The sequence below is a fragment of the Methylomonas sp. 2F7 genome (assembly GCF_057126975.1).
Genome location: NZ_CP195203.1, coordinates 3356397 through 3377240 on the forward strand (window position 1 = coordinate 3356397; position 20844 = coordinate 3377240).

19 protein-coding genes and 1 other annotated feature are annotated in these 20844 nt (G+C 48.5%); of the genes, 7 read left to right on the top strand and 12 right to left on the bottom strand.

What is annotated here, in order from left to right:
• Positions 1-152: 152 nt before the first annotated feature.
• Positions 153-2384, bottom strand: coding sequence for a sensor domain-containing protein (locus ACR64Q_RS15035; protein WP_313732326.1), 2232 nt, complete (start codon positions 2382-2384; stop codon positions 153-155).
• The gene (locus ACR64Q_RS15040; protein WP_313732327.1) at positions 2368-4998 is read right to left on the bottom strand and encodes a chemotaxis protein CheB; all 2631 of its coding nucleotides are present in this window, start codon (positions 4996-4998) and stop codon (positions 2368-2370) included. The genes ACR64Q_RS15035 and ACR64Q_RS15040 overlap by 17 nt, the downstream gene beginning before the upstream one ends.
• Before the next feature lie 605 nt (positions 4999-5603).
• Between ACR64Q_RS15040 and ACR64Q_RS15045 the strand changes: the two genes are divergently transcribed.
• A complete protein-coding gene (locus ACR64Q_RS15045; protein WP_313732328.1) occupies positions 5604-5900 on the top strand; it encodes a hypothetical protein in 297 nt (98 codons plus the stop codon).
• A gap of 108 nt (positions 5901-6008) precedes the next feature.
• Here the strand turns inward: ACR64Q_RS15045 and ACR64Q_RS15050 are convergent, their stop codons facing one another.
• On the bottom strand, positions 6009-6395 hold the full coding sequence (locus ACR64Q_RS15050; RefSeq protein ID WP_313732329.1) for a response regulator: 387 nt from the start codon (positions 6393-6395) through the stop codon (positions 6009-6011).
• 358 nt (positions 6396-6753) lie between these two features.
• Between ACR64Q_RS15050 and ACR64Q_RS15055 the strand changes: the two genes are divergently transcribed.
• On the top strand, positions 6754-6963 hold the full coding sequence (locus ACR64Q_RS15055) for a hypothetical protein (RefSeq protein WP_026601714.1): 210 nt from the start codon (positions 6754-6756) through the stop codon (positions 6961-6963).
• 875 nt (positions 6964-7838) lie between these two features.
• Positions 7839-7970 (top strand): hypothetical protein, encoded by a 132-nt coding sequence (locus ACR64Q_RS15060; protein WP_020482755.1) that lies wholly within the window; start codon positions 7839-7841, stop codon positions 7968-7970.
• A 635-nt stretch (positions 7971-8605) separates the two neighbouring features.
• Here ACR64Q_RS15060 and ACR64Q_RS15065 read toward each other — a convergent pair.
• Complete coding sequence (locus tag ACR64Q_RS15065) at positions 8606-9346, bottom strand: Lcl C-terminal domain-containing protein (RefSeq protein WP_313732330.1); 741 nt, start codon at positions 9344-9346, stop codon at positions 8606-8608.
• Between the two features lie 771 nt (positions 9347-10117).
• Positions 10118-11170 (bottom strand): hypothetical protein, encoded by a 1053-nt coding sequence (locus tag ACR64Q_RS15070; protein ID WP_313732331.1) that lies wholly within the window; start codon positions 11168-11170, stop codon positions 10118-10120.
• A gap of 22 nt (positions 11171-11192) precedes the next feature.
• On the opposite strand from ACR64Q_RS15070, the gene ACR64Q_RS15075 reads away from it, so the two are divergent.
• On the top strand, positions 11193-11675 hold the full coding sequence (locus ACR64Q_RS15075) for an excalibur calcium-binding domain-containing protein (RefSeq protein WP_313732332.1): 483 nt from the start codon (positions 11193-11195) through the stop codon (positions 11673-11675).
• A gap of 152 nt (positions 11676-11827) precedes the next feature.
• On the top strand, positions 11828-12418 hold the full coding sequence (locus ACR64Q_RS15080; RefSeq protein ID WP_313732333.1) for a type I restriction endonuclease: 591 nt from the start codon (positions 11828-11830) through the stop codon (positions 12416-12418).
• 956 nt (positions 12419-13374) lie between these two features.
• Here the strand turns inward: ACR64Q_RS15080 and ACR64Q_RS15085 are convergent.
• From ACR64Q_RS15085 to ACR64Q_RS15095, 3 genes are all read right to left on the bottom strand, one after another.
• Positions 13375-14451: a hypothetical protein gene (locus ACR64Q_RS15085; RefSeq protein WP_313732334.1), complete on the bottom strand. Its 1077-nt coding sequence runs from the start codon at positions 14449-14451 to the stop codon at positions 13375-13377.
• A gap of 416 nt (positions 14452-14867) precedes the next feature.
• Complete coding sequence (locus tag ACR64Q_RS15090) at positions 14868-15488, bottom strand: hypothetical protein (RefSeq protein ID WP_313732335.1); 621 nt, start codon at positions 15486-15488, stop codon at positions 14868-14870.
• Positions 15489-15821: 333 nt separating this feature from the next.
• Positions 15822-17050 (bottom strand): IS3 family transposase gene (locus ACR64Q_RS15095; RefSeq protein ID WP_313732336.1). Its coding sequence is split into 2 segments (ribosomal slippage): positions 15822-16759 and positions 16759-17050, totalling 1230 coding nucleotides; the frame shifts between segments, so codons are not numbered across the junction.
• Positions 16650-16766 (bottom strand) — a sequence feature (AL1L pseudoknot). (Overlaps the previous gene by 117 nt.)
• A gap of 879 nt (positions 17051-17929) precedes the next feature.
• Between ACR64Q_RS15095 and ACR64Q_RS15100 the strand changes: the two genes are divergently transcribed.
• The gene (locus tag ACR64Q_RS15100) at positions 17930-18058 is read left to right on the top strand and encodes a catalase (RefSeq protein WP_313735026.1); all 129 of its coding nucleotides are present in this window, start codon (positions 17930-17932) and stop codon (positions 18056-18058) included.
• Positions 18059-18084: 26 nt separating this feature from the next.
• Here ACR64Q_RS15100 and ACR64Q_RS15105 read toward each other — a convergent pair whose 3' ends face one another.
• The 3 genes from ACR64Q_RS15105 to radC all read right to left on the bottom strand — a co-directional run bounded on the left by ACR64Q_RS15105 (position 18085) and on the right by radC (position 19304).
• Positions 18085-18231 carry a hypothetical protein gene (locus ACR64Q_RS15105; protein WP_313732337.1) on the bottom strand — a complete coding sequence of 49 codons (147 nt, stop codon included), beginning with the start codon at positions 18229-18231 and terminating at the stop codon, positions 18085-18087.
• A 244-nt stretch (positions 18232-18475) separates the two neighbouring features.
• Positions 18476-18700: a hypothetical protein gene (locus tag ACR64Q_RS15110; protein WP_313732338.1), complete on the bottom strand. Its 225-nt coding sequence runs from the start codon at positions 18698-18700 to the stop codon at positions 18476-18478.
• A 130-nt stretch (positions 18701-18830) separates the two neighbouring features.
• Positions 18831-19304 (bottom strand): RadC family protein, encoded by a 474-nt coding sequence (gene radC, locus ACR64Q_RS15115; RefSeq protein WP_313732339.1) that lies wholly within the window; start codon positions 19302-19304, stop codon positions 18831-18833.
• On the opposite strand from radC, the gene ACR64Q_RS15120 reads away from it, so the two are divergent.
• A complete protein-coding gene (locus tag ACR64Q_RS15120; RefSeq protein ID WP_313732340.1) occupies positions 19299-19469 on the top strand; it encodes an excalibur calcium-binding domain-containing protein in 171 nt (56 codons plus the stop codon). The two genes, radC and ACR64Q_RS15120, sit on opposite strands and share 6 nt — an antisense overlap.
• 143 nt (positions 19470-19612) lie before the next feature.
• Here the strand turns inward: ACR64Q_RS15120 and ACR64Q_RS15125 are convergent, their stop codons facing one another.
• Positions 19613-20842, bottom strand: a complete 1230-nt coding sequence (locus ACR64Q_RS15125; RefSeq protein WP_026600850.1) for an IS256 family transposase — start codon at positions 20840-20842, stop codon at positions 19613-19615.
• Positions 20843-20844 lie beyond the last annotated feature (2 nt).

The window sequence follows — 20844 nt, forward strand, 5'->3', positions numbered from 1 at the left end:
ATGTGGGCGCTGAAGTGGCCTTAATTGCGGATATTTATAGGTCGTGCCCGCCCGGATTGGCTGCCGGGCGAGGTCTTAACGCTTTTGCGGGATTGACGGCAAAAAGCAGCTGCGCGCCGGGTTAACGACTAGCCTACACAATAAGCCGCCAACTAATCACGTGCAGCAGATTCAGTCTTTTCAACCGGAAATAACTTCTCAAACTCCTCGGCGGTCACCGCTTTCGAGAATAAATAGCCTTGCCCGTAATCGCAACCGGCCTTAATCAGTAAATCGCGTTGCTCTGCCGTTTCCACTCCTTCCGCAATCACTTTCATACCCAGTACGTGCGCCATCGCGATAATGGCTTCACAGAGCGCCATATCGGTGGAGTCGGCTAGCAAATTTGAGACAAACGCTTGGTCGATCTTCAAAAAATCAATGTGATATTTTTTTAAATAAGACAAGGAGGAATAGCCGGTGCCGAAATCGTCCAAAGACGTCTGCACGCCGGCATCTTTAAACGCCGTCAATTTATCGGCGACGATACTGGAATTATCCAACAATAGTCCTTCGGTAATTTCCACGGCAATACAGCCGCCCGGCAAACCCAATCGGTTTAAGTGTTCAAACCAATCGGCCATTTTGTCGCTGTTATTGTGAAACTGTGCCGGAGATTTATTGATACTGATCTGAAACATGGAGTGGTAATTAACGCGCCACTTGGCCACTTGATTGGCTACCTGATGGAACACCCAGGAGCCTATTTCGTTGATTAAACCGCTGTCTTCCGCTATCGGAATAAACTCGGAGGGACTCACCAAACCCCGAGTGGGATGCCGCCAACGTAACAGCGCCTCGGCTTTTTTAATTTCGCCCGTCGCCAAATCCACAATCGGTTGGTAGGCTACCCAGATTTGACTATCGGTCAAGGCATGTCTAAGGTCGTTGGTCAGCCGTAATCTAATTTCGGCAGCCTCCTGCATGGCTGGCGTGAAATAGCAAAAACGGCTGCGGCCCAAGTCTTTGGCGGCATACATGGCCTGATCGGCCTTCTTCAGCAACTCTTCCATCGTCTCCGCATCATCCGGGTACAAGGCAATGCCGATACTGACCGATACAAAGCAACGTTCGTCATTTAGCTGAAACGGCGCTGTCATGGTCCGTAGCACGGCCTGCGCCACCCGGTCGATGCTGTTCATCTCATGCAGTTCGCTCATGATCAGCGTAAATTCGTCGCCACCCGGCCGGGCCAGCGTGTCGGTCTCGCGAATACAACTCATCAGGCGTTGCGTGGTTTCCTTGAGTAATCTATCCCCGACATCGTGGCCCAAGGTATCGTTGATGTCTTTGAAATGATCCAGATCCATGAACATCAAGGCCAGCTTTTGATGCTCGCGGTGCGATTTGTTAATCGCCCGCCGCAAACGGTCCAGAAACATGCGTCGATTCGCCAAACCGGTCAGCGGATCGATGTTAGCTTGTTGATGAATCAGCTCTTCGGCGCGGCGCTGTTCGGTGATGTCCGACGCCATCGCCACGCGGCGAATTTCCTGGCCATTGTCGGCATACACGGTGCTAATGGACAAACGCGCCAGATATTCCTCGCCATTTTTACGCTGGTTCCAAATCTCGCCTAGCCATTGGCCGGTAGTATTCAGTTGCTTCCACATTTCGGTAAAAAAAGCCTCATCGTGCCGGCTGGATTTCAGCAGAGAGGTGGTTTGGCCGATGGCCTCGGCGGGGGAGTACCCGGTAAGCTTGGTAAATGCCGGATTGACGGCAATAATTTTATGATTGGTATCGGCCACCATAATGGCTTCTTCGATGGCCAGATAGACGGTGGCCGCCAGTTGTAATTCTTGCTCGTTATTTTTGCGCTCGCTGATATCGACGATAGCCGCCAGACAAGTTTGTCGGTCGCTGTCGGCAATGGCTTCTATAGTTACCCAAGTCGTATGCCCGCCAGGCTCCAAAACGATTTCGCAATGCTGCGCACCGGGATTGGCAAACACCTTTTCCAGAAACCCATTGAAAACGGCTCGATATTCGCTAGCCACGATATTGGCAAAGTGTCGCCCGGTTATTTTATAGCGCTCGACACCCAGCAGCCGCTCGCCGTTGAAATTGGTCTGCTGGACGCGGCCCTCCTTACTCAGCGTAAAATAAGCCAGCGGGGCGAAATCGAACAGTTCGGCATAACGTAGCAAGGCTTGTTCCGTGCGGGTACGGGCTTCTTGTAAAGCCTCGTTTTGCATCTGTAGCTCGATCTGATGTACTTGCAGCTCATGCACCAGCTTTAGCTGCGGTTCATTGACATTTACCGGCGCGGTCTCCACCAATTGCCGCTCCGCTCGCTGGCGTAATTCTCCGTTACTGTTACTGCCGTCATGGCGTTTTTTCATCGCTGTTCCTTAATTCGGCTTCCAGCTTTTTGGTTTCGGAGATGTCGATGAAAGTAATCACCACACCGTCGATTAAATTATCTTGAGTGCGGTAAGGCATGATGCGCACTTTAAACCACCTATCGTCGCGAGCTCTGACTTGTTTTTCCACAAACACCAGGCTGCGCAGCACCTCTTGGGCATCTTGTTGCAGTTCCGGATAGTCCAGATCGGTGACAATATCCGATAGCGGCCGACCGACATCGGCGGCGATCACCTTAAATAAATGGCTGATGTGGCTGGTAAAACGGCGGATATTCAGGGTGTTATCCAAGAACACCGTCGCAATTTCCATGCTATTCAGCAGATTGTTCATATCGTTGCTGGCCCGAGACAGGTCGTCGACTTTGACCTGTAACTCGGCATTCACGGTTTGCAGTTCCTCGTTTAACGACTGCATTTCTTCCTTGGAAGTGGTCAACTCCTCGTTGGTGGATTGCAATTCCTCATTGGTCGATTGCAGCTCTTCGTTGGCAGACTTCAGTTCTTCTTGCGAAGTCTGCATTTCTTCGCGCAAGCTTTGTAAATCTTCCCGGGCTTGTTGCAGTTCATTTTGCAACGCTTTCTGCGTGGCGCTGGGCGATTTACGGATGGCGCTGCCGGCCGCCGGCGCCGCGACATCGGTAAACACCACAATCAACATGCCGTTCAAGGCCTCGGGTTTAGTGATGGCCTGCACCGTCAGATTCACTATTTGGCTGCCGCCGTTAGTACCGACACTGAGCCCGGCAACATGTACCGCTTCCGACTGGCTACGGGCTTTTTTTAAGGCGTTAATCAGTTCGTGTCTTAAGCCTTCGCGGGCCATCGCGTGGATGTTCCAATTGGCCTTGCCCGCTGCCGGTTCCAGGTATTTCCCGGTACGGCCGCTGATATAAAGAATATCGCCGCCGGCATTAACCAATACCGCCGCCGGCGAAAAATGTTGCAGCAACAACTGATCCGCCAAGGTTTGCAGATTGGCGATGGATGGGGTTTTGTCGGTGTCGTTGGTCATGGGTGCTATAGGAAAAAACTTGGTGGGAAAATCCACATCCAAAGGAAAAGGCGTGCCGATCCGCCGATAAAGTCGAGATTTGTTGTCGATGACACTGAATAAATGCCCGGTGTTGCCCGTGGTTTCGGCGTTGCCGAGCAACAGAACCCCCTGATTGGCCAGCGTGTAATGGAACAGCAAAATCAGTTTTTTCTGCAATTCCTGGCTTAAGTAAATCAATAAATTACGACAGCACAGCAGATCCAGCTTGGTAAACGGCGGGTCCATGATCACGTTGTGCGGCGCAAAGATCACCATCTCGCGGATTTCCTTGTTGATTCGATAACCGCCACCTTCGACGCTAAAGAATTTGCTCAGCCGTTCCGCGGACATATCTTCGGCTATGTTGGCCGGATAAAGTCCCTGGCGGGCTTTGTCTATCGCATCCTGATCCAGATCGGTGGCGAATATTTGCAGTTTAAACGGCTGCGGCGCTTGGCGTGCCGCCAATGCTTCCTTAAATATAATGGCCAGGGAATAGGCTTCCTCGCCGGTTGAGCAGGCCGCCACCCATGCCCGCAAGGCTTTACCGGCCGGATACTGCGCGAGCAGGGTGGGAATGGCATCGGTCTTCAAAGACTCCCATACCGCCGGATCGCGAAAAAAACTGGTCACGCCGATCAGCAACTCTTTGAAAAGCAAATCCAGTTCTTGCGGGTTTTCGCGTAAATAGCGCACATATTTAGCTATCGAGTCGATTTGGTGCAGCCCCATGCGCCGCTCGATACGGCGATATATCGTGTTTTTTTTATACAGCAAAAAATCGTTGCCGGTGCGCTCGCGCAACAGGATCACGATTTGCTCCAGCGCACTTTGGTTTTTTAAATCCAGGACAATGTCCGGCACGGCATGCAGACCCCGCGGGCTATGCTGCATATAGGCCAGTATTTTTCTCCACAGCTCCGGCGGCGTGGCGACGATGTCCGCCACGCCGGCCTTAATCGCGCTGCGCGGCATCGAATCGAATTGCGCGGACTCGGGGGTTTGCACTACCGCCAAGCCGGCGTTTTCCTTGATGGCGCGCAAGCCCAAGGTGCCATCCGAACCCATGCCGGACAAAACCACGCCGATAGCCCGTTCGTGTTGATCGTCGGCCAAGGCCCGGAAAAACGAATCTATCGGCAATCGTAAGCCTCTTGGTGCCAGCGGTTCCAGCAAATGCAGCTTGCCGTGCAGAATAGACAAATCCTTGTTGGAGGGAATCACATACACCCAGTTCGGCGCAATCTTCATGCGCTCGCCGGCTTGCGTCACTGTCAACGGCGTTACGCGCTGCAGCAATTCCGGCAACATGCCCTGATGATTGGGGTCGAGATGTTGAATCACCACAAACGCCACGCCGCAAGCACGCGGAACATGGGTAAAGAACTGTTCCAAGGCCTCCAAGCCGCCCGCGGACGTGCCTATGGCAATAATCGGTGGCGTACTATCCGAATCAATATTTGACTTGCCGGTATTCTGAATTTTAGGTGCTTGCTTGGCGGCACTAACAACCGTCAACGCATTGGAGCCTAAACTGGCCGGGTTGGTTTTAACCATTTTTCAGCTCACTTTGAGTTAGATTAACGGCAGAGAATTACATTTTGCCATTCCTTAACGTGCATAATTCTTAAGGTTTGCAGAGAGTACATTCACAAGCGTTTAATCCAAAATAAATTGATTACTTATACGTGCTGGCCGCTAAGTGATCTTCTAAAGGTTTGAAAATAACGCTTCCATAAGCCTAAGTCGGTGCGCTGTCGCACATCGGTTCTTAGTCCGAAGCATTAACGATACACATGGAAAATTTCTCATGACTTGATCTATCCGTGATTTGAGAGCATTTGATGTCGGATCCTGTGCTTATGTCGATTTCGATTCCGCGCAACTATGCAGTGTCATAAGGCATTGTTTGACATGAGATGATCAGCAGAAGTTGGACGTGGTCAATTGATAGGCAACCGAATTACAACTGCCCCGTAGCCCCCCCTGCCACCAAGCTTTATGTCGACTCGGTGATTACATGATCTTATCCGGGGCGGATTGATGAGTTTTTTATTGCGGTTGGCCCGCCAACGATCTGCCGGTAACATGAGATTTTTCACAGATTATCGACAGGCAATTCAGTACTCTGTTTTCCAAAGAATACGTGTGGAGGAAGGGTTATGAACGCTATTACTCTTGATAGAAATGCCTTAAACGGCCTTTTTGAAAACCAAAAAAAGCTGGACGATTTGTTTGATTCTATCTTTGACGATGACAATTTTTTTATCAGTAGTGCTCCCGCGCCAGCTCAATCAGCGATTCGTTACCCCGAATCGAAAGTAGAGCATCCGCTAGAGTATGAGCGTAGCAAGGTTATCGAGTCGCTTTACACAATCAAACATCATCCGTTGTTCTTCGTGTTGCCAATTGCACTGGAATTAACTGTATTTTATTGGGTAATGACACATCTGCTGTAACTGATGCGTTTGGGCCGTATAGATCCAGAGTGTTTAAGTCAGTAAGTGAGGCACGCAATTGGTGTAAGGGGCCAAAATTCAAAAACCATTGATTGAAGCCGGCGGCTATCAGTTTAGGTTCTTACTGATATTAATGGCCGAGTTAATTCGGACGATCAAATCTCGGGGCGAAAACGGTTTCGTAATATAATCATTGACGCCGACTTCAAACGCGCGAATCCGATCATTTCTTTCCGCCCGTGCCGTCAGAAGAATAACGGGTAGCGCAGTGAATTTCGGATCGTTTTTTAAGCGCCGCGTCATTTCGATACCACTGATTCCCGGCAACATCCAATCCAGAACCAGCAAATCTACAGACATCTGTGCTAATGATTGCTGCGCCTCTTCGGCCGTTGCAACAGTGGTTACATTCATTCCGGCATTTTCCAGCACCATCAGTAGCATGTCCCTGATGGATTCCTCGTCGTCAACGACAAGAATATTTAAAGTTGGCATGATCTTTCATCGTGAAGTTATTGTAGGTAGCCCAGAGTTTCTGGCTAGAACAATACAAACAAGTTATTGGATAAGGAGGGGCGAATTGATAGGTGTTTACAAAACTATGTTTCTGCCACTAATAGTCGCAGAGGGGCGTATGTCTGAACCAACGCCGCTGCGACAATGTCGAGCATACGTCTAATATGTGACGTTAATGTGACAATTCTGGCGGGCATTGGCAAACAGCTGAAACCCCCAACCATTAACGATTTGTGAATACGAATAGAACCCGACAATCATTATTACGGACCCTAGATCACAGATTACCGGACAATAAAGATGTAATGTCAGCGTTTAAAATCATCAGGAAACGACCATGCCCCTAAAAAAACATATGACCCTGACACAACAGATTAATCACACCTTCTTGGCGCCGAAGGGTTACGACGGCTACCTCAATATGCAATCCCATGATGGTCAAGGCATTTACGATTCATACATTCGCCATAGCAAACACATTGCATCCGGCATCACCCAGCAAAACTTCCAAGTCAGTTTTGTCAGCAAATTCGACAGAGCCATTTGAGTGGCTCCATCGCCGGCTACCGCATTTTATAAAAGCTATTTCTTGATAGATGACATAACCGTCTAATAACTAGAATCTTTCTTAAGACAATTTTAAGAAACGCCCTATAAAGTTAAGCTCTCTCAATTCCCCTACACGGCAGTAATGGACACCACTCCCGCATACCTAGATCACCAATTCAAATCATCTAAGCACAATAAACGGCTGTACGTTGCGATAGATGGATCGATAAAGTCTTGCGTGACGGGGCCCTTGTTAGAGTTGCCCATCGACTTTAAAGAATGGCCTCAGTCGGACACCCGCAACATCGTCTTGTTTGCCAGCAGAGCCGCCTAATATCGAAGTTTTTTGCGATCACAGGGGGGGCCAGAATGTTCGTCCGTAAATGGACAATCGCAATCAGTCGACGCCGGCTTCAACGCGATGACATAGTCAATGTTCGGCGGGTATTCTCAGAATGTCCTGGTAAGAAATCCGGTGTGTTGGCGAATACTGTCAGCATATGCCATTAAATCATTAAATGCCTGAACACAATCTCGGTGATAGGGATGTCTGCTGTTATTTAGCGGATGGGTTCGGTCTTCCGTCAAATCGTTTATCACCCGCTCAATCTCCAAAAGCTCTGTCGGCTTCTTGTAGAAAAATTCGTTCATTTTTGCTGACTCATATTTTCATTTGTTTAAAGCGTTAGCTTACAAATGCCCTATGACATCAATGTGACAAAAAGCTTTCACTGATTTGTTTGTTGGATGCCCGACCATAAATAACAGCAGAAAAGCCTTCGCGATTTACACCCTAAGCGTGCCAGCGCACCGACTTTGACACAAAAAATCTCTAAGCTGAATCCGTATCAGTCATCACTCGGAAAAATTGCCATGAGTAAGTCCCCAAAAAGCAATAAAGAAGACAAGAAAAAACCAGCGCACACTCAGAAAGAAAAGAAGGCTATTAAGAAATCTAAACAAGATTCACATAACAGCAGCGGCGGGTTATTGACGGGAAAATAATAACGGTTCCGAATTGTCATTTATGCCGAACCGGTGACTTCTGAAATTATCGTCAGTGGCGACCGCATTAGCCAACCCATTGAAACCTTACGAAACCCAATACCGACCTGGAGACTCCCATAGTCCACCCGTTCGGACAAAAAAAAAGCCCCACATTTTCATGTGAGGCCTTAATTTATTTGGCTCCCCCGGACGGGCTCGAACCGCCGACCTAGTGATTAACAGTAACAGAGTGCCCTCCAACTCGAACCAGTAAGTCGAAGAACCGCAAACAATTTTTCGGTTGACCGAAATTCGTGGTTCTCCAGCCGATCCTATCCCGAAACTTTCTGGTCGGTATATGCCGAGCTTGCCGCTAAGTGGAACAATCCTAAGGAATTTTTGGTCACCGAACCGACCGAACGCCGAAGTTCGGAAAAGTCGGGTGCGGGGTCCGCCTAATTTTGCTGCCTTGTTGTCGGACTTGGTTCAAGCCACAATGGGGGAAACGTCGCGAATTTGGGCCCAGAGGAGCCAGACACCCATCAACAAAGTACTACTAGTTAGCCCTGACAACAGCCCGCTTTAAAGTCGCTTGCCCTAAACAATTGTGGCTCCCAGGCCCCAAAAAGAACCCAATTACCCGAATGACCCAATTACCCAGCGTGCTCGCGACGCTTCACACCCAATAGACCCAACAGCCCAGTCCCCATCAGCCAGATAGCACCTGGTGCCGGTACCGGTGCGGCGGCCACTTGTCCGGGGCTGACGGCCCATGCGTAGAGCTGAATGGTCTTATCGCTGTAGGCCTGGAGGCCAATGATGGTATTGAAGAGCCACGCGCTGGTAGGATTGGGCGCGTACTCCGTGCCATACCAGTACACATAGGCTTGCTCGTTAGTGAAGTTAGCCGTATTGGGGATAGTGTTGCCCGCTGTACCGCCGCCTAATTCGCTGTAGAACAATTGGCCGAGTTCGTTACCGGCGGTGCCGTTGTATCCAACAATAGCGTTACTGGTGGGCAAGCGCCATTGGATGCTGCCTGCGTAGTTGATGCTGTTCAGGTAGTTGACGAAGGCTTTGGCGCCCCACCAGCTTAAGCGGCCAGAAGCGGTATCAAAATCGTCAATCGCGCCGCCGTCTCCGATTGCTTGTATGCCATTTGCCGGGTCGGTATAGCTCGGGGTGACCGCCGTAATCAGATTGACCAGATTGTTGTTGGCGTCGTACAGGGTTTTGAACAGGTTGGCGTCTTGCGTCCAGGTGACGTTGCTGACGCTGCTGTAGACCAGGCCTGCGCCGCCGGCGCCGGTGTAGCTGGTTAAGGATGCCTCGGCAGTGAGGGTGGTTAAGCTCAGTAGCAGGCCGGCGGCCAGCATAGATGGTTTCAGTTTCATTCTCTTATTCCAAAGTTATTTAAAAAAATTTGCATACTGTCTGTCAACTTGAGCTTGACGCTAGGCTTTTGGCCGCATTTATACTGTGGCGATTTGGGACTTGAGGGTTTGAGGGTTTGAGGGTTTGAGGGTTTGAGGGTTTGAGGGTTTGAGGGTTTGAGGGTTTGAGGGTTAATGACCTTCAAATGTCGCTTTGTCAGTGCAAGCGAACTTAGCACAATTTGTGAATTGTTTCTAACTTTATTTTGTGAAGTTTTAATGACAATTATCGCCTAGCTTTATCCGAAAATTGATCAAACGGCGTGGCTACTGTGTTTACGATAATTGCATCCAAACTATCAGGCCGCTTTGAGCCGGTTTTTTGTCATTGGCATAGAGGCAGTGGGTGTCACTTAATTGGCCGGGTACCGCCTATCGACCTCATCAAACAAGCTAAAAGCCCCTCAGTAAATACTGCGCCGATTGCCTCTAACAAATACCATCCATTTGACCCTTTAATAAGACCTTCAAAATGAGCCCGCGCAAAGCATTCATTTAACCGGCACTTGTTAACGACAACTTCCGCACATCTCTCCCCATTTTGAACCGCCCCAGGTGATCATCTCGCACAGACCAATCCCAACGCCTTTCCTCGGCGTCGCAGATGGCGCGCGAGGTGGCCCCATGACCGTCGCCATGGGCACCCTCGGGACGTGGCAAGAGGGGTCAGTATGGGCCCAGGTTGGGGAAGTTTGGGCGTCCGTGCCCGGTTGTCGCTGCTACGCTGCCCGTTTACACCGCCACCTTCGACGCCACCATGATGGCCACCGAGGCACTGTTGACTTCAACATCATTCAGGTGCTTGAAGATTTCGGCAATCAAATCCAATAATCCCCGAAAGATCACGGGCAAATCCGCTTCGAACTCACGCATCATGGCACCTTCGGATTTTCGAGCAGATTCCGGCATGGCTTGCGTTTGCAAACACAAACAGCGTTGCGCCAGATCAGATTGATTGATGAAGCTGTGGATGCTGTTAAGAACCAGTGCGACGTGAAGTGCGTCAACATGCAGATCGGAGTCCGTATACAAGGCGCGACTGCCACTAGCGCCGCCAGTTGCCGCCATACACAATAAATCCGCCATACTCGGATGAATACTGCGCATATTATCGAAACAGCGCACATGGGCATCTTTGGTGATTGCGACCAGATCTTTTTCCTGCCTTGGAAACGCCTGCAACCCGAGTCGACTGGGATCAATCAGGGCGATGATGATTCGGGTGATCAGACTTTTTCCGGTACCTTGCTCGCCCATCAAAACAAGATGCAGATATTTTGACGAGCTGATTTTAGGGTGCGCCAAGGTATAGCTGAGCCAGGCTATAAAAAGAGTAAACTGGATCGGGTGAAAATTGACATACCGTTTTAACCGGTTCAAATCACCGTTATCTGCGGGCATCACCATCGCTTCCATCGATCCGGTTCGTTCAAACAATACTTCAGAACCGTGCGTGATTACTTCAACCTTTCCGGCAGTAATTCGAATCCTGGTATGGTCGAGATCACCAAGGTCAATTTCGATACCGCCATCAATCGGTGCCACGCGGTAAAAGACATTGCGTCTATCCCCTGTTTCTTCCGCGTGATGAATAAGCGATTCCACAAGGTCAGCCAGTTCCTGCTTGCGCAGGTTGATGCCTTCGGCACTGGCCATTTCACGTAAGATATTGCGAAACTTATTACTGCCAATTCGGTGAACATAGGTGTTCCCGCCATCCGCTCTCACGACATAAATTCTGCCGTGCTGGCTAACGATGAACTCGAAGGATAACGACGTCTTCATCCATATTTCGGCCCTCAGGGGCATGAATCGCCCCCCCATTATTGGCGACACGATTCATTACCAGACCGAATTCGATAGCAACGGAAAAATCCGCGCCGTGCACGCCAGCATCGAAGGCGTAGCGAAACAAATGACGCTGGAGCCTATGTCGAAAAAAAGCACAGGTGCTCCTCACTTTAGGAAAACGAGCAAACCGGCTTACGTTCCACGCCCCCGAACAAGTTATTCGAGAACAGGATTAATCGGCCTGCCGTTCCTATTGCTGATCATCGCCGGCGTCTATGGCTACGACAAATTCAGCCACCGGAATACGGTCACCATCGACCAATCGTCGATGCATTCGATTTCGTTACCCACCGCTCCCAAACAGACCTTCCAATGCCAAGGCAAAGTCTACTGCTCGGAAATGCGTTCGCGGGAAGAAGCCGAGTTCTATCTGGACAACTGTCCCGGCACTAAGATGGATGGTGATTATGATGGAATACCCTGCGAGAAGCAGTTTTGAGCCTTTGGGACAAAATACCAATCTTTGTTTACCTTGATTTACGACGATTTATATTATTTAGAGGATAATATAAATTCGATTCAACCCGTTTCGTTAGTTTTTTTAAGGCTAACCTTAGGTTTAGTTTTTGGTCAAATTAAGAGAAGGATTTCGTGCCAATCATTCAGCTTAACGAGTTTAGTACTCGTGTAGATTTAATCGACAACCAACTCGCTCGTGCCGGCTGGTCCAAGCAGCGGAAAATGCTACTCGAAGAAGTGTTGTTGCAAATTGCCGCACCAGACGAAACCTACGGAAAATACCAATTTGCTGATTACGTCTTGCTTGGCTCGGACGGTAAACCGTTGGCCGTGGTCGAAGCAAAGCGCACTTCGCGCGACGAATTGGCTGGCAAACGACAAGCGGCGGATTATGCCGAAGCGATCAAAGCCAAGACCGGCATTGATCCGTTTATCTTCCTAACCAACGGCAAGGACATTCAGTTTTGGGATCGTGACCGCTACCCACCCAGGAAAATTGACGGTTTTTACACTCGTGACGACCTCGAACGCCTGAAACACCAAAAGCAATACGCGCTGCCAGTGAACGAAGTCACTATTAACGCGGATATTGCCGGTCGTGATTATCAAAACGAAGCGATTCGCCGAGTTACCGAAGGTGTCGATGCCGCCAAGCGTAAATTTTTGTTGGTGATGGCAAGCCACCGCTCCACGCCATACGCTTCTATATCCGCAAAGCTCTGACCATCCACACCCGGTGCACCCTTGTTGGCGCGGCAGCAGGCATAGGCATGCGCCAAGATGTCTTCTCGGTATAGCTTGTCGTACAGCGCATACAAGCGATAGTCAGTTTCAGCCTTCGCTTTTGCGTGTAACGCCATCTGTAGTTTCTGAACGCTTAACGGAGTTGATAGGTTGCCCAATCTCCTGTCCTTTTCCACTTATTGCGTTGATTTTGAACTAAGGCCCCTTCCCTCCACCAGCATTACCCGGCTTCCTCGGTACTACAAGCCTCTCCGCCACCCTGCAGCGCCCGGCCTGTCCCTCACGGGCATCCGGTTGGTCATCGCTGGCCACGCCACAGGGCTTCCCGTGTTGCGTGCGCTTACCTTGTGTACATGCTGTCACCACTGCCCCGGCGCAGCGACTGGAAATACTCTTCGCTCGATTTCCCAGCCGTATCAGCCTTCCCCGAAAGGGTTGTCGGGTCGGCCTGCGCATCGACCTTTTCGAGGCTTGCTCGGTGTTCACTCACATTACGGCCTGCACACTCGCTGAATCGCCTAAAGCGATCTCTTTACATCGGAGGCTCCAGCCACTTCGTTACCTCCATGACTGCTCCGATTGCTTCCGGCCGGAGCGATTTAGCCGGGTGGGTCTCTCACCCACTGGTAAAGCGCCGCCTTTGCACGGCGCACACCCAAACCCGTCTATCGAGTTTCTCCAACCGGTCATTCAGTGAAATACAGATTCTTCTACCTGTTGGACTATAAAGCAGACGTTGGTGGCCTCAACCTATCAGCCAGAAAGAGACAATCAACGCCTTCCTTTGAACGACTGCTCAACCCCTGACCCACAATTGAAACTGATCAAAGCTGTAGCTATACCGATTAGAAACAATTGTTTTTTAGAAAGTCTTTTATAAACACATCTATATTGGCTTACTGTTCTAAATTAGCAATAGATTGATTTGAAATATTTTAGTTGGCTTTTTTGCTTCGCCGCGTTATACAAAGGAGTCCGCTCAAAGCCGATGCAAACAGCCAGATAGCAGCAGGGACAGGGACAGGTGGGCCACTAGAAATAATAGAGTCTGCAGATGTAATGAAGCTAACAATATTATTATGAGTGGCATAATATCCTATCAATTGTCCGTTATTGTTGATGCCCTGAATAAATGTACCATCTCCTGGGCCTGCCTGTTCATCGAAAGGATTGGGATAGCTTAAGGTCTTAAAAACTCCGTTGGTGTACTCAAAGCCATATTCACGTCCATCACTGCCGGTAAAAAAACCTACTATTTGCCCATTGTTGTTGATGCCAGTAAGTTGAGTACCGTACGAGTAAGAAAACACGGTGGAAGGGTGATCTATGGTCGTATAAACTCCATTATTATATTCAAAACCATGTGAAGCGCCATTGACATCACTATAAGTTCCCACTATTTGGCCACTGTCATTTATCCCGGTAGCTTCTGTGATTAGACCGTTATGTGAATCGACTGAAGCATTGGGATCATTTATTGTAGTATAAACGCCATTGCTATATATAAATCCATAGCGCTGAAGCTCGGAGTTTAGATAGTTTCCCACAACATCCCCAAGGTTGTTTATTCCATTGGCGATAGTAAAACCGCCATTATAGTTATCACTAGGGCCGCTAAGTGTTGTATAAACCCCATTGCTATATACAAATCCATAAGCGTTGTTAAACTCATTAGTGTAGAAAGTGCCGACTATTTGACCGTTATTATTGATACCGCTCGCGCTGGTTTGACCATTGGGATTATTTATAGTCGTGTAGATTCCATTGCTATACTCAAAGCTAGCAACAAAGCTTCCACCATACCAGCCTACCACCTGAGCATTATCGTTAATACCAGCAGGCATATAATTATATTGTCCCGTTGGATCGGTGATGATGGTGCCAATAGCACTGCCTGCAAAAGCTGATGATATTGTGAAGTAAACGAACATAACTGCAAATGAATATTGGTATCTCATCGGCACAGCGGCGACACTGATAGAATCAGTTGATTTTTTAAAAAGACTCTTCATAAACGGATCTCAAAAATTAACGATGATAAAAGAGAGTTATCGGGAATATATAGGCATCCGTAACGGGTTATGTAGATTGCTGCAGGACAAATTCAATTTTCTTTACCGATGACAGGTCGTTTCAAGATAATCAATTTCCCTGATTTAACGCATCAAACCATCTATATTTAATATGGCATCCTGCATCTGACGATTTTCTTCGCAATATGTAACATAAAGTTATAGTTAATCAATGACATTTTCAAACGAATATGCCGCCATTCGAAAATCTGATCTCAATGACTCCTCTGGGTCGCAAAGCGACCGTTTTCTCTTCAAATTCATTGCCAAAGCGGTCAATAAGCGTCTGGTTCTCGAAAGCGAGCACTCGTCACTGAGTGCATTCGACCTGAAGGCGAGATTTATTGATTTACGCTTTATGTCAGCATAGATTGATTGCTACAGATTAATTTATTTCTGATTGCTGTGAATTTTGCCTTAGACATAAGCGTGATAAAGCCAGAAGCAAAAAGAAATAAGGATGCTGGAAGTGGCACAGGGGCGAAGGTGATGCTTAAAGAATAACCACCAGGATTTGCTAAATTACTCGCAGCAGGCGTGATCCATGAAGCGGTATATGTGCTATTTCCATTGTCTATTATTGGAATCCAATTGCTGCTGCCAACTTCCCAACCAATAGCTGGGGTACCATTAGAGTACCACCCTGTGAATACTAAGGCGCTGAAATCAACGCGCATGTTTGTAATATCAACCTGAGGTGCATTCATATAACTGAACCAATTATTGAATGAATAGCTACCGCCGCCAGACGAATTTACCAAAATTTTTTGGTACTCCGATGAATTAAATTGACCATCCGAAAAATAGGACCCACCGAAACTGTATTCGGACACGGCGGCGGCCCCACCACCATCATCATCACCGCCAATATTAATTTCTAATGCACTTATAGCACGCCAAGTAGATGCCTGCGTAGAAAATGATGTCACGACTAATAGTAAGGCGGTAATTTTTGATAGGTTGCTCAAGGTATACATTTTTTGTTCTCCTTTGCAAATAAATTGAATAGTTTTTTATCGTTGTGACTTGTCTTCTAACTAAAAGCTAAGGCAATCTCGGGAGCGAAACGGCAACAACTGAGCTGCGTTACCCACTCCCCTTACTACTTATTTTCTCTTAGTTTTAGCAGCTAGAGTGGCTATCGACGCACATTCAAATAACCTGCCTATTAGTCCACTAGAGTTGAATATACACCCGTCAGATTGAAGCAGATTTTATATAAATTAGCCTCCATGCATTGACATGTAATCAGGACGACAATTTAATGTAGGTGAACCGCCCCGGAAATCTCGGAGGCCTTAGGTTGTGAGTCATGCCGCTTTAGCAGACTCGGATAACTGTTGATAATAGATGGCCTCGGCTTCGGCAGGTGGGATATTACCAATAGGCCCCAGCAAACGTCGATGATTAAACCAATCGACCCAGGTTAGCGTGGCGAGCTCGACGGCTTCGCGGTTTTTCCAGGATTGCTTGTGAATCAGCTCGGCTTTATACAAACCATTGATAGTTTCGGCCAAGGCATTGTCATAAGAGTCGCCCACGCTGCCGACTGAAGCCTCAACGCCTGCCTCGGCCAATCGCTCGCTATAGCGGATCGAGACGTACTGTACGCCCCGATCACTATGGTGAATCAAGCCACCATCCCGCGCGGGTTGCCGGCCATTTAAAGCTTGTTCCAGTGCATCCAATACAAAACCCGTTTGCGCGGAAGACGACACTTTCCAGCCAACGATATAACGGGCAAACACGTCGATCACGAAGGCGACGTAGATAAAGCCTTGCCAGGTTTTGACATAGGTGAAGTCCGCCACCCACAAGGTATTCGGCCGCTCGGCTCTGAACTGCCGATTAACGCGATCCAAGGGGCAAGCCGCGTCGGCATCGCTGATCGTGGTCTTGATGGTTTTGCCACGCCTGACGCCTTTTAGCCCCAGACTGTGCATCAGGCGTTCCACGGTACAACGGGCCACGGCTAAGCCTTCACGCTGTAACTGAATCCAGACTTTACGAGCGCCATAGTTTTGGAAGCTTTCCTCCCAGACACGGCGAATCTGTTGACTCAACGCCTTGTCCTGCTTGGCTCGGGTAGAACGTAACTCGGGATTGGCTTTGCGCGCCGCATGCAGGTAATACGTCGACGGGGCAATCGGCAATACCTTGCAGATTGGCTCGACCCCATAGACGACGCGATGATCGTCAATGAACGCTTTCATCGTTTGGACGGGCGGTCGAGCTCCGCCTGTGCAAAATACGCCGACGCCTTACGCAGAATCTCGTTGGCCTGGCGTAACTCACGGACTTCGCGCTCCAACGCCTTGATCCGCTCCGATTCGCTGCTAGTCAGGTCCTTCGGCTTTACGGGGGCTGATTGCGACAACCTCAGCCAACGACGTAAGGTCTCAGCCGTACAGCCAAACTTGGCCGAAATCGATTGAATTGCTGCCCATTCCGACGGGTATTCATCTTGATGCTCCCGCACCATGCGAATCGCTCGTTCTCGAATTTCCGATGAATAATGCTTGGTAGTTTTCTCTTTCATTGCTCCATTCTCTCAAAGGTTGGAGCCTCCGAGAAAACCGGGGCGGTTCAAGGTACTAAATCAGACTTGGTCTGTCGCTAACGTACACGAGCTGTCGCTTGGGTTGCTTCTGAGCTTTGTTTAGATGACCAACCATTAACTAACGAATCCAGATGGGCTAGTAATGGCGGGGTGAGGCGTTGATAATGTCAATTTGGTCGCCAAATAGCGGACCGCCTATTGGTCCAAAAGTCACCTAACCTATTAAAATTGGATAGTAGCCTCGACGGTCGGCTTATCGCCGAATTATTACGTCGGGTATCTAGCAAATTATCTAATTGCCAGTGGTAAAGGTGAAGCTGAAACTTTAAAAGGAAAAGATCCAACAGATCCGTTAACTAGGTGGTTTGAGCTCTATAGTGTCCAATAGCTATAGAATAGCAGAATAGCGCATAAACTAATCGCCCAATTTATATCGATGAGCGCAATAAATTTATTATCTACACTAACTTCTTATTACTAATTTTCGGCAAAAATAAAGTCATATAAACTTTAACTGTTTTGTTCGAAATATAATATAGACTATTGTGTAATATTACTTTTTATTTTCTCTCAAAGGATTCCCTAAGGTTATCGGGGGCAATTTGGTGACGGCAATGTCTCCGTCGACTTTAATAGGTTTGTCGATGTCGACTTTAATAGGTTTATCGATTACAAGTGTAATAGGTTTATCGGTAACCAAATTCACATAGAGTGAACAACCTGTTAAGGTCACGACCAACAAAATAAGCGTCGATTTTTCTGTAAAATATAGCTGAAGAAATGTATTCATATGAATTATCTTTCTTACTAGAAAAATTAAGATACCGTAGCTGACAAATATCCTATCTTAGGAACCGAATCCCTGAAAAAAATACAACTGCTAAACTCTTGACCGAAACGGGTGAAGAAACACCGCTGTTCACCCGCATTTCTACCGTAGCAGGCGGTTCGGATTCTACCGATACTCCGAGAGATGCCAGTTTTTAATTCTCTTTTTATACGATTAAAACTTACTAATCTCTAAAGAAAAAAAACCATAAAAGCACACAAATCCCACCTGGAACACCGAGCATCCATAATAGCAACGGTGGCAGTACCCTTCCTTCTACCTGGTGACTAAACGTCATAGCCTTATCTTTTAATTGATTTATTTTTTTCATGGCTTTCTCCAAAAATTGATGTTCTAGAATACTGATGACAATTTTTTATTTGGCTATGCGCCGATGACCATAAACAGCACCACGAATGTGATACCAATCATTTGCCTTATAATGATATGCACCATAAAGCTGCCGGTCTGTGCGGTATCGAACCTAATCCAATAAGAGTTTCTCTCCGCTCAAATCGAAGAATTTCTGATAATGCGACTCCGTAGAAAGCAATGAAGTGAAAACCGACTTCAGTTTATGCAATGACATGCGCATGATCGAGATAGCCCCCAATTTTCCAATGGCAGGTTACTGGCAGATAAAGACCCATAAATCCCCGGTTTCGCTTGCCAGCATAAACGCATCGGAAAGGTTGCAACTGAAAGTGCGTACCGGAAAAGTGCAAGCCAAACAGCTTCTCGGTATGGTTCAGGCGTTGTGTTAAGGGGATTTGCTTACGGATGATGTGGGCTGAGTTCATGGCGTGACTCCTTTGTTTTGTGACTGAAAGTCGATCCCCTTCCCCAATTTCTGAACGTTACGGACGCACGGATTTCTCCGCAATGAAGCAAGTGATCAGTGTGTCTGGACTGGGAAAGGGATTGGCGGGTTTAGAGCAAACCGTGCTCAGCGAATGAATATACGGTTTCACCGACGATGAAGTGATCGAGTACGCGAACATCAATCAAGGCCAGGGCGGCTTTGAGTTTATCGGTAATGACTTTGTCCGCCTGACTGGGTTCGCTGATGCCGGATGGGTGGTTGTGCGCCATGATCAAGGCAGCCGCATTGTATTGCAGCGTGGCTTTCACCACTTCCCGTGGATAGATGCTGGCACCATCAATTGTGCCTCTGAATAATTCATCACAGGCGATGACGCGATGTTGGTTGTCCAAAAATAGGCAGAGGAATACTTCGTGCTCGAACGCTGCCAATTTCAATTTCATACAGTCCTTCCCCTTGTCCGGACTGGTCAAGGGTTCGCCTTTGCTGAACTGGCGGTTGCAGATCTGCATGGCTGCGAAGATGGCTACGACAAATTCAGCCACCGGAATACGGTCACCATCGACCAATCGTCGATGCATTCGATTTCGTTACCGACCGCTCCCAAACAGATCTTCCAATGCCAAGGCAAGGTCTACTGCTCGGAAATGCGTTCGCGGGAAGAAGCCGAGTTCTATCTGGACAACTGTCCCGGCACCAAGATGGATGGTGATTATGATGGAATACCCTGCGAGAAGCAGTTTTGAGCCTTTGGGACAAAATACCAATCTTTGTTTACCTTGATTTACGACGATTTATATTATTTAGAGGATAATATAAATTCGATTCAACCCGTTTCGTTAGTTTTTTTAAGGGAGTGTCCCAAATTTTGTGTAAACGGTAGTTTGGTTTAATGGCTAGGGAAGCGATCTTCGAACTGAATACTAAACCGATTCAAAGCGGCTTTCCAATCGTAGACGGGCATGGTCCAATTTTGGCTGATATTGCGCAACGCCAAATAGAGCAGTTTGGACAAGGCGTCATCACTGGGGAAGACCGCGCGGTTTTTCATGATTTTTCTCAGACTTCGATTCACCGATTCGATGGTATTGGTGGTGTAGATCACCTTGCGAATCTCGGGCGGATAGTCAAAAAAAGGGATGATGTGCCCCCAGTTTCGTCGCCAGATAGGGGCGATCGTGGGATAGGTCTCCAGCCAGTTGGCCTCGAATTCGGTCAGCTTTTGCTCGGCTTCCCTCGCCGTTGCGGCTCGATAAATCTGCTTGAGGTCGTCGGCAACCGACTGGCGCCTTTTGTAGCTGACATAGTTGAGGCTATGACGGACCAAGTGGACAATACACAGTTGAACGGCCGCTTTGGGAAACACGGTTTCGATAGCCTCCGGAAATCCCTTCAGACCATCGACACAGGCGATAAAGATGTCGTTGACGCCACGGTTCTTGAGCTCGGTGACCACTTGCAACCAAAATTTGGCGCCTTCGCTTTGGGCAATCCACAGCCCCAGCACTTCTTTGTGGCCGTCCAGATTGACACCGATGGCCAGATAGACGGCCTTGACCCGCACGCTGCCACTATCGCGCACTTTGGTATGCAGACAGTCGAGGTACACAATCGGGTAAATCGGATCCAGCGGGCGGCTTTGCCAGACGCCCACCTCTTCGAGTACCGCGTCGGTCACCGAGGAAATCAAGGTGGGGGATACCTCGGTGCCGTAAAGCTCGAATAAATGGGCTTGGATTTCCCGTACCGTCAGTCCTCGGGCATATAACGAAATGATCTTATCGTCGAAACCGGTCCAGCGCCGTTGATGCTTAGGAATGATCTGCGGTTCGAATTCGCCATGACGGTCGCGGGGAATCTCGATAGGCAAGTCGCCGAAGTCACCTTTCAGCGTTTTCCGGCTTTTGCCGTTTCGGGCATTGCTGCTGGCGTTGGTCACCGCCTCATGCTTACCGTGGCCCAAGTGCGCGGTCATTTCCGCTTCCAGGGCCCGTTCGACTATCGCTTTGGTCAACTGCTTCAGCAGACCATTGGCACCGATCAGGTCCTCGGGTTTTTGATAGTGCGACATCAAGGCGTCGAGTAGGTCATCCGGTATGGCTTTTGATGATACGGTCATGG

Coding starts and splice junctions, on each gene's coding strand:
- ACR64Q_RS15040 (WP_313732327.1), bottom strand. CDS start 4,998: ATGGTTAAAACCAACCCGGCCAGTTTAGGCTCCAATGCGTTGACGGTT.
- ACR64Q_RS15125 (WP_026600850.1), bottom strand. CDS start 20,842: ATGACCGTATCATCAAAAGCCATACCGGATGACCTACTCGACGCCTTG.
- ACR64Q_RS15035 (WP_313732326.1), bottom strand. CDS start 2,384: ATGAAAAAACGCCATGACGGCAGTAACAGTAACGGAGAATTACGCCAG.
- ACR64Q_RS15050 (WP_313732329.1), bottom strand. CDS start 6,395: ATGCCAACTTTAAATATTCTTGTCGTTGACGACGAGGAATCCATCAGG.
- ACR64Q_RS15075 (WP_313732332.1), top strand. CDS start 11,193: ATGAATCGCCCCCCCATTATTGGCGACACGATTCATTACCAGACCGAA.
- radC (WP_313732339.1), bottom strand. CDS start 19,304: ATGCATCGACGATTGGTCGATGGTGACCGTATTCCGGTGGCTGAATTT.
- ACR64Q_RS15110 (WP_313732338.1), bottom strand. CDS start 18,700: ATGAACTCAGCCCACATCATCCGTAAGCAAATCCCCTTAACACAACGC.
- ACR64Q_RS15060 (WP_020482755.1), top strand. CDS start 7,839: ATGAGTAAGTCCCCAAAAAGCAATAAAGAAGACAAGAAAAAACCAGCG.
- ACR64Q_RS15105 (WP_313732337.1), bottom strand. CDS start 18,231: ATGAAAAAAATAAATCAATTAAAAGATAAGGCTATGACGTTTAGTCAC.
- ACR64Q_RS15065 (WP_313732330.1), bottom strand. CDS start 9,346: ATGAAACTGAAACCATCTATGCTGGCCGCCGGCCTGCTACTGAGCTTA.
- ACR64Q_RS15120 (WP_313732340.1), top strand. CDS start 19,299: ATGCATTCGATTTCGTTACCGACCGCTCCCAAACAGATCTTCCAATGC.
- ACR64Q_RS15090 (WP_313732335.1), bottom strand. CDS start 15,488: ATGTATACCTTGAGCAACCTATCAAAAATTACCGCCTTACTATTAGTC.
- ACR64Q_RS15085 (WP_313732334.1), bottom strand. CDS start 14,451: ATGAAGAGTCTTTTTAAAAAATCAACTGATTCTATCAGTGTCGCCGCT.
- ACR64Q_RS15045 (WP_313732328.1), top strand. CDS start 5,604: ATGAACGCTATTACTCTTGATAGAAATGCCTTAAACGGCCTTTTTGAA.
- ACR64Q_RS15055 (WP_026601714.1), top strand. CDS start 6,754: ATGCCCCTAAAAAAACATATGACCCTGACACAACAGATTAATCACACC.
- ACR64Q_RS15070 (WP_313732331.1), bottom strand. CDS start 11,170: ATGAAGACGTCGTTATCCTTCGAGTTCATCGTTAGCCAGCACGGCAGA.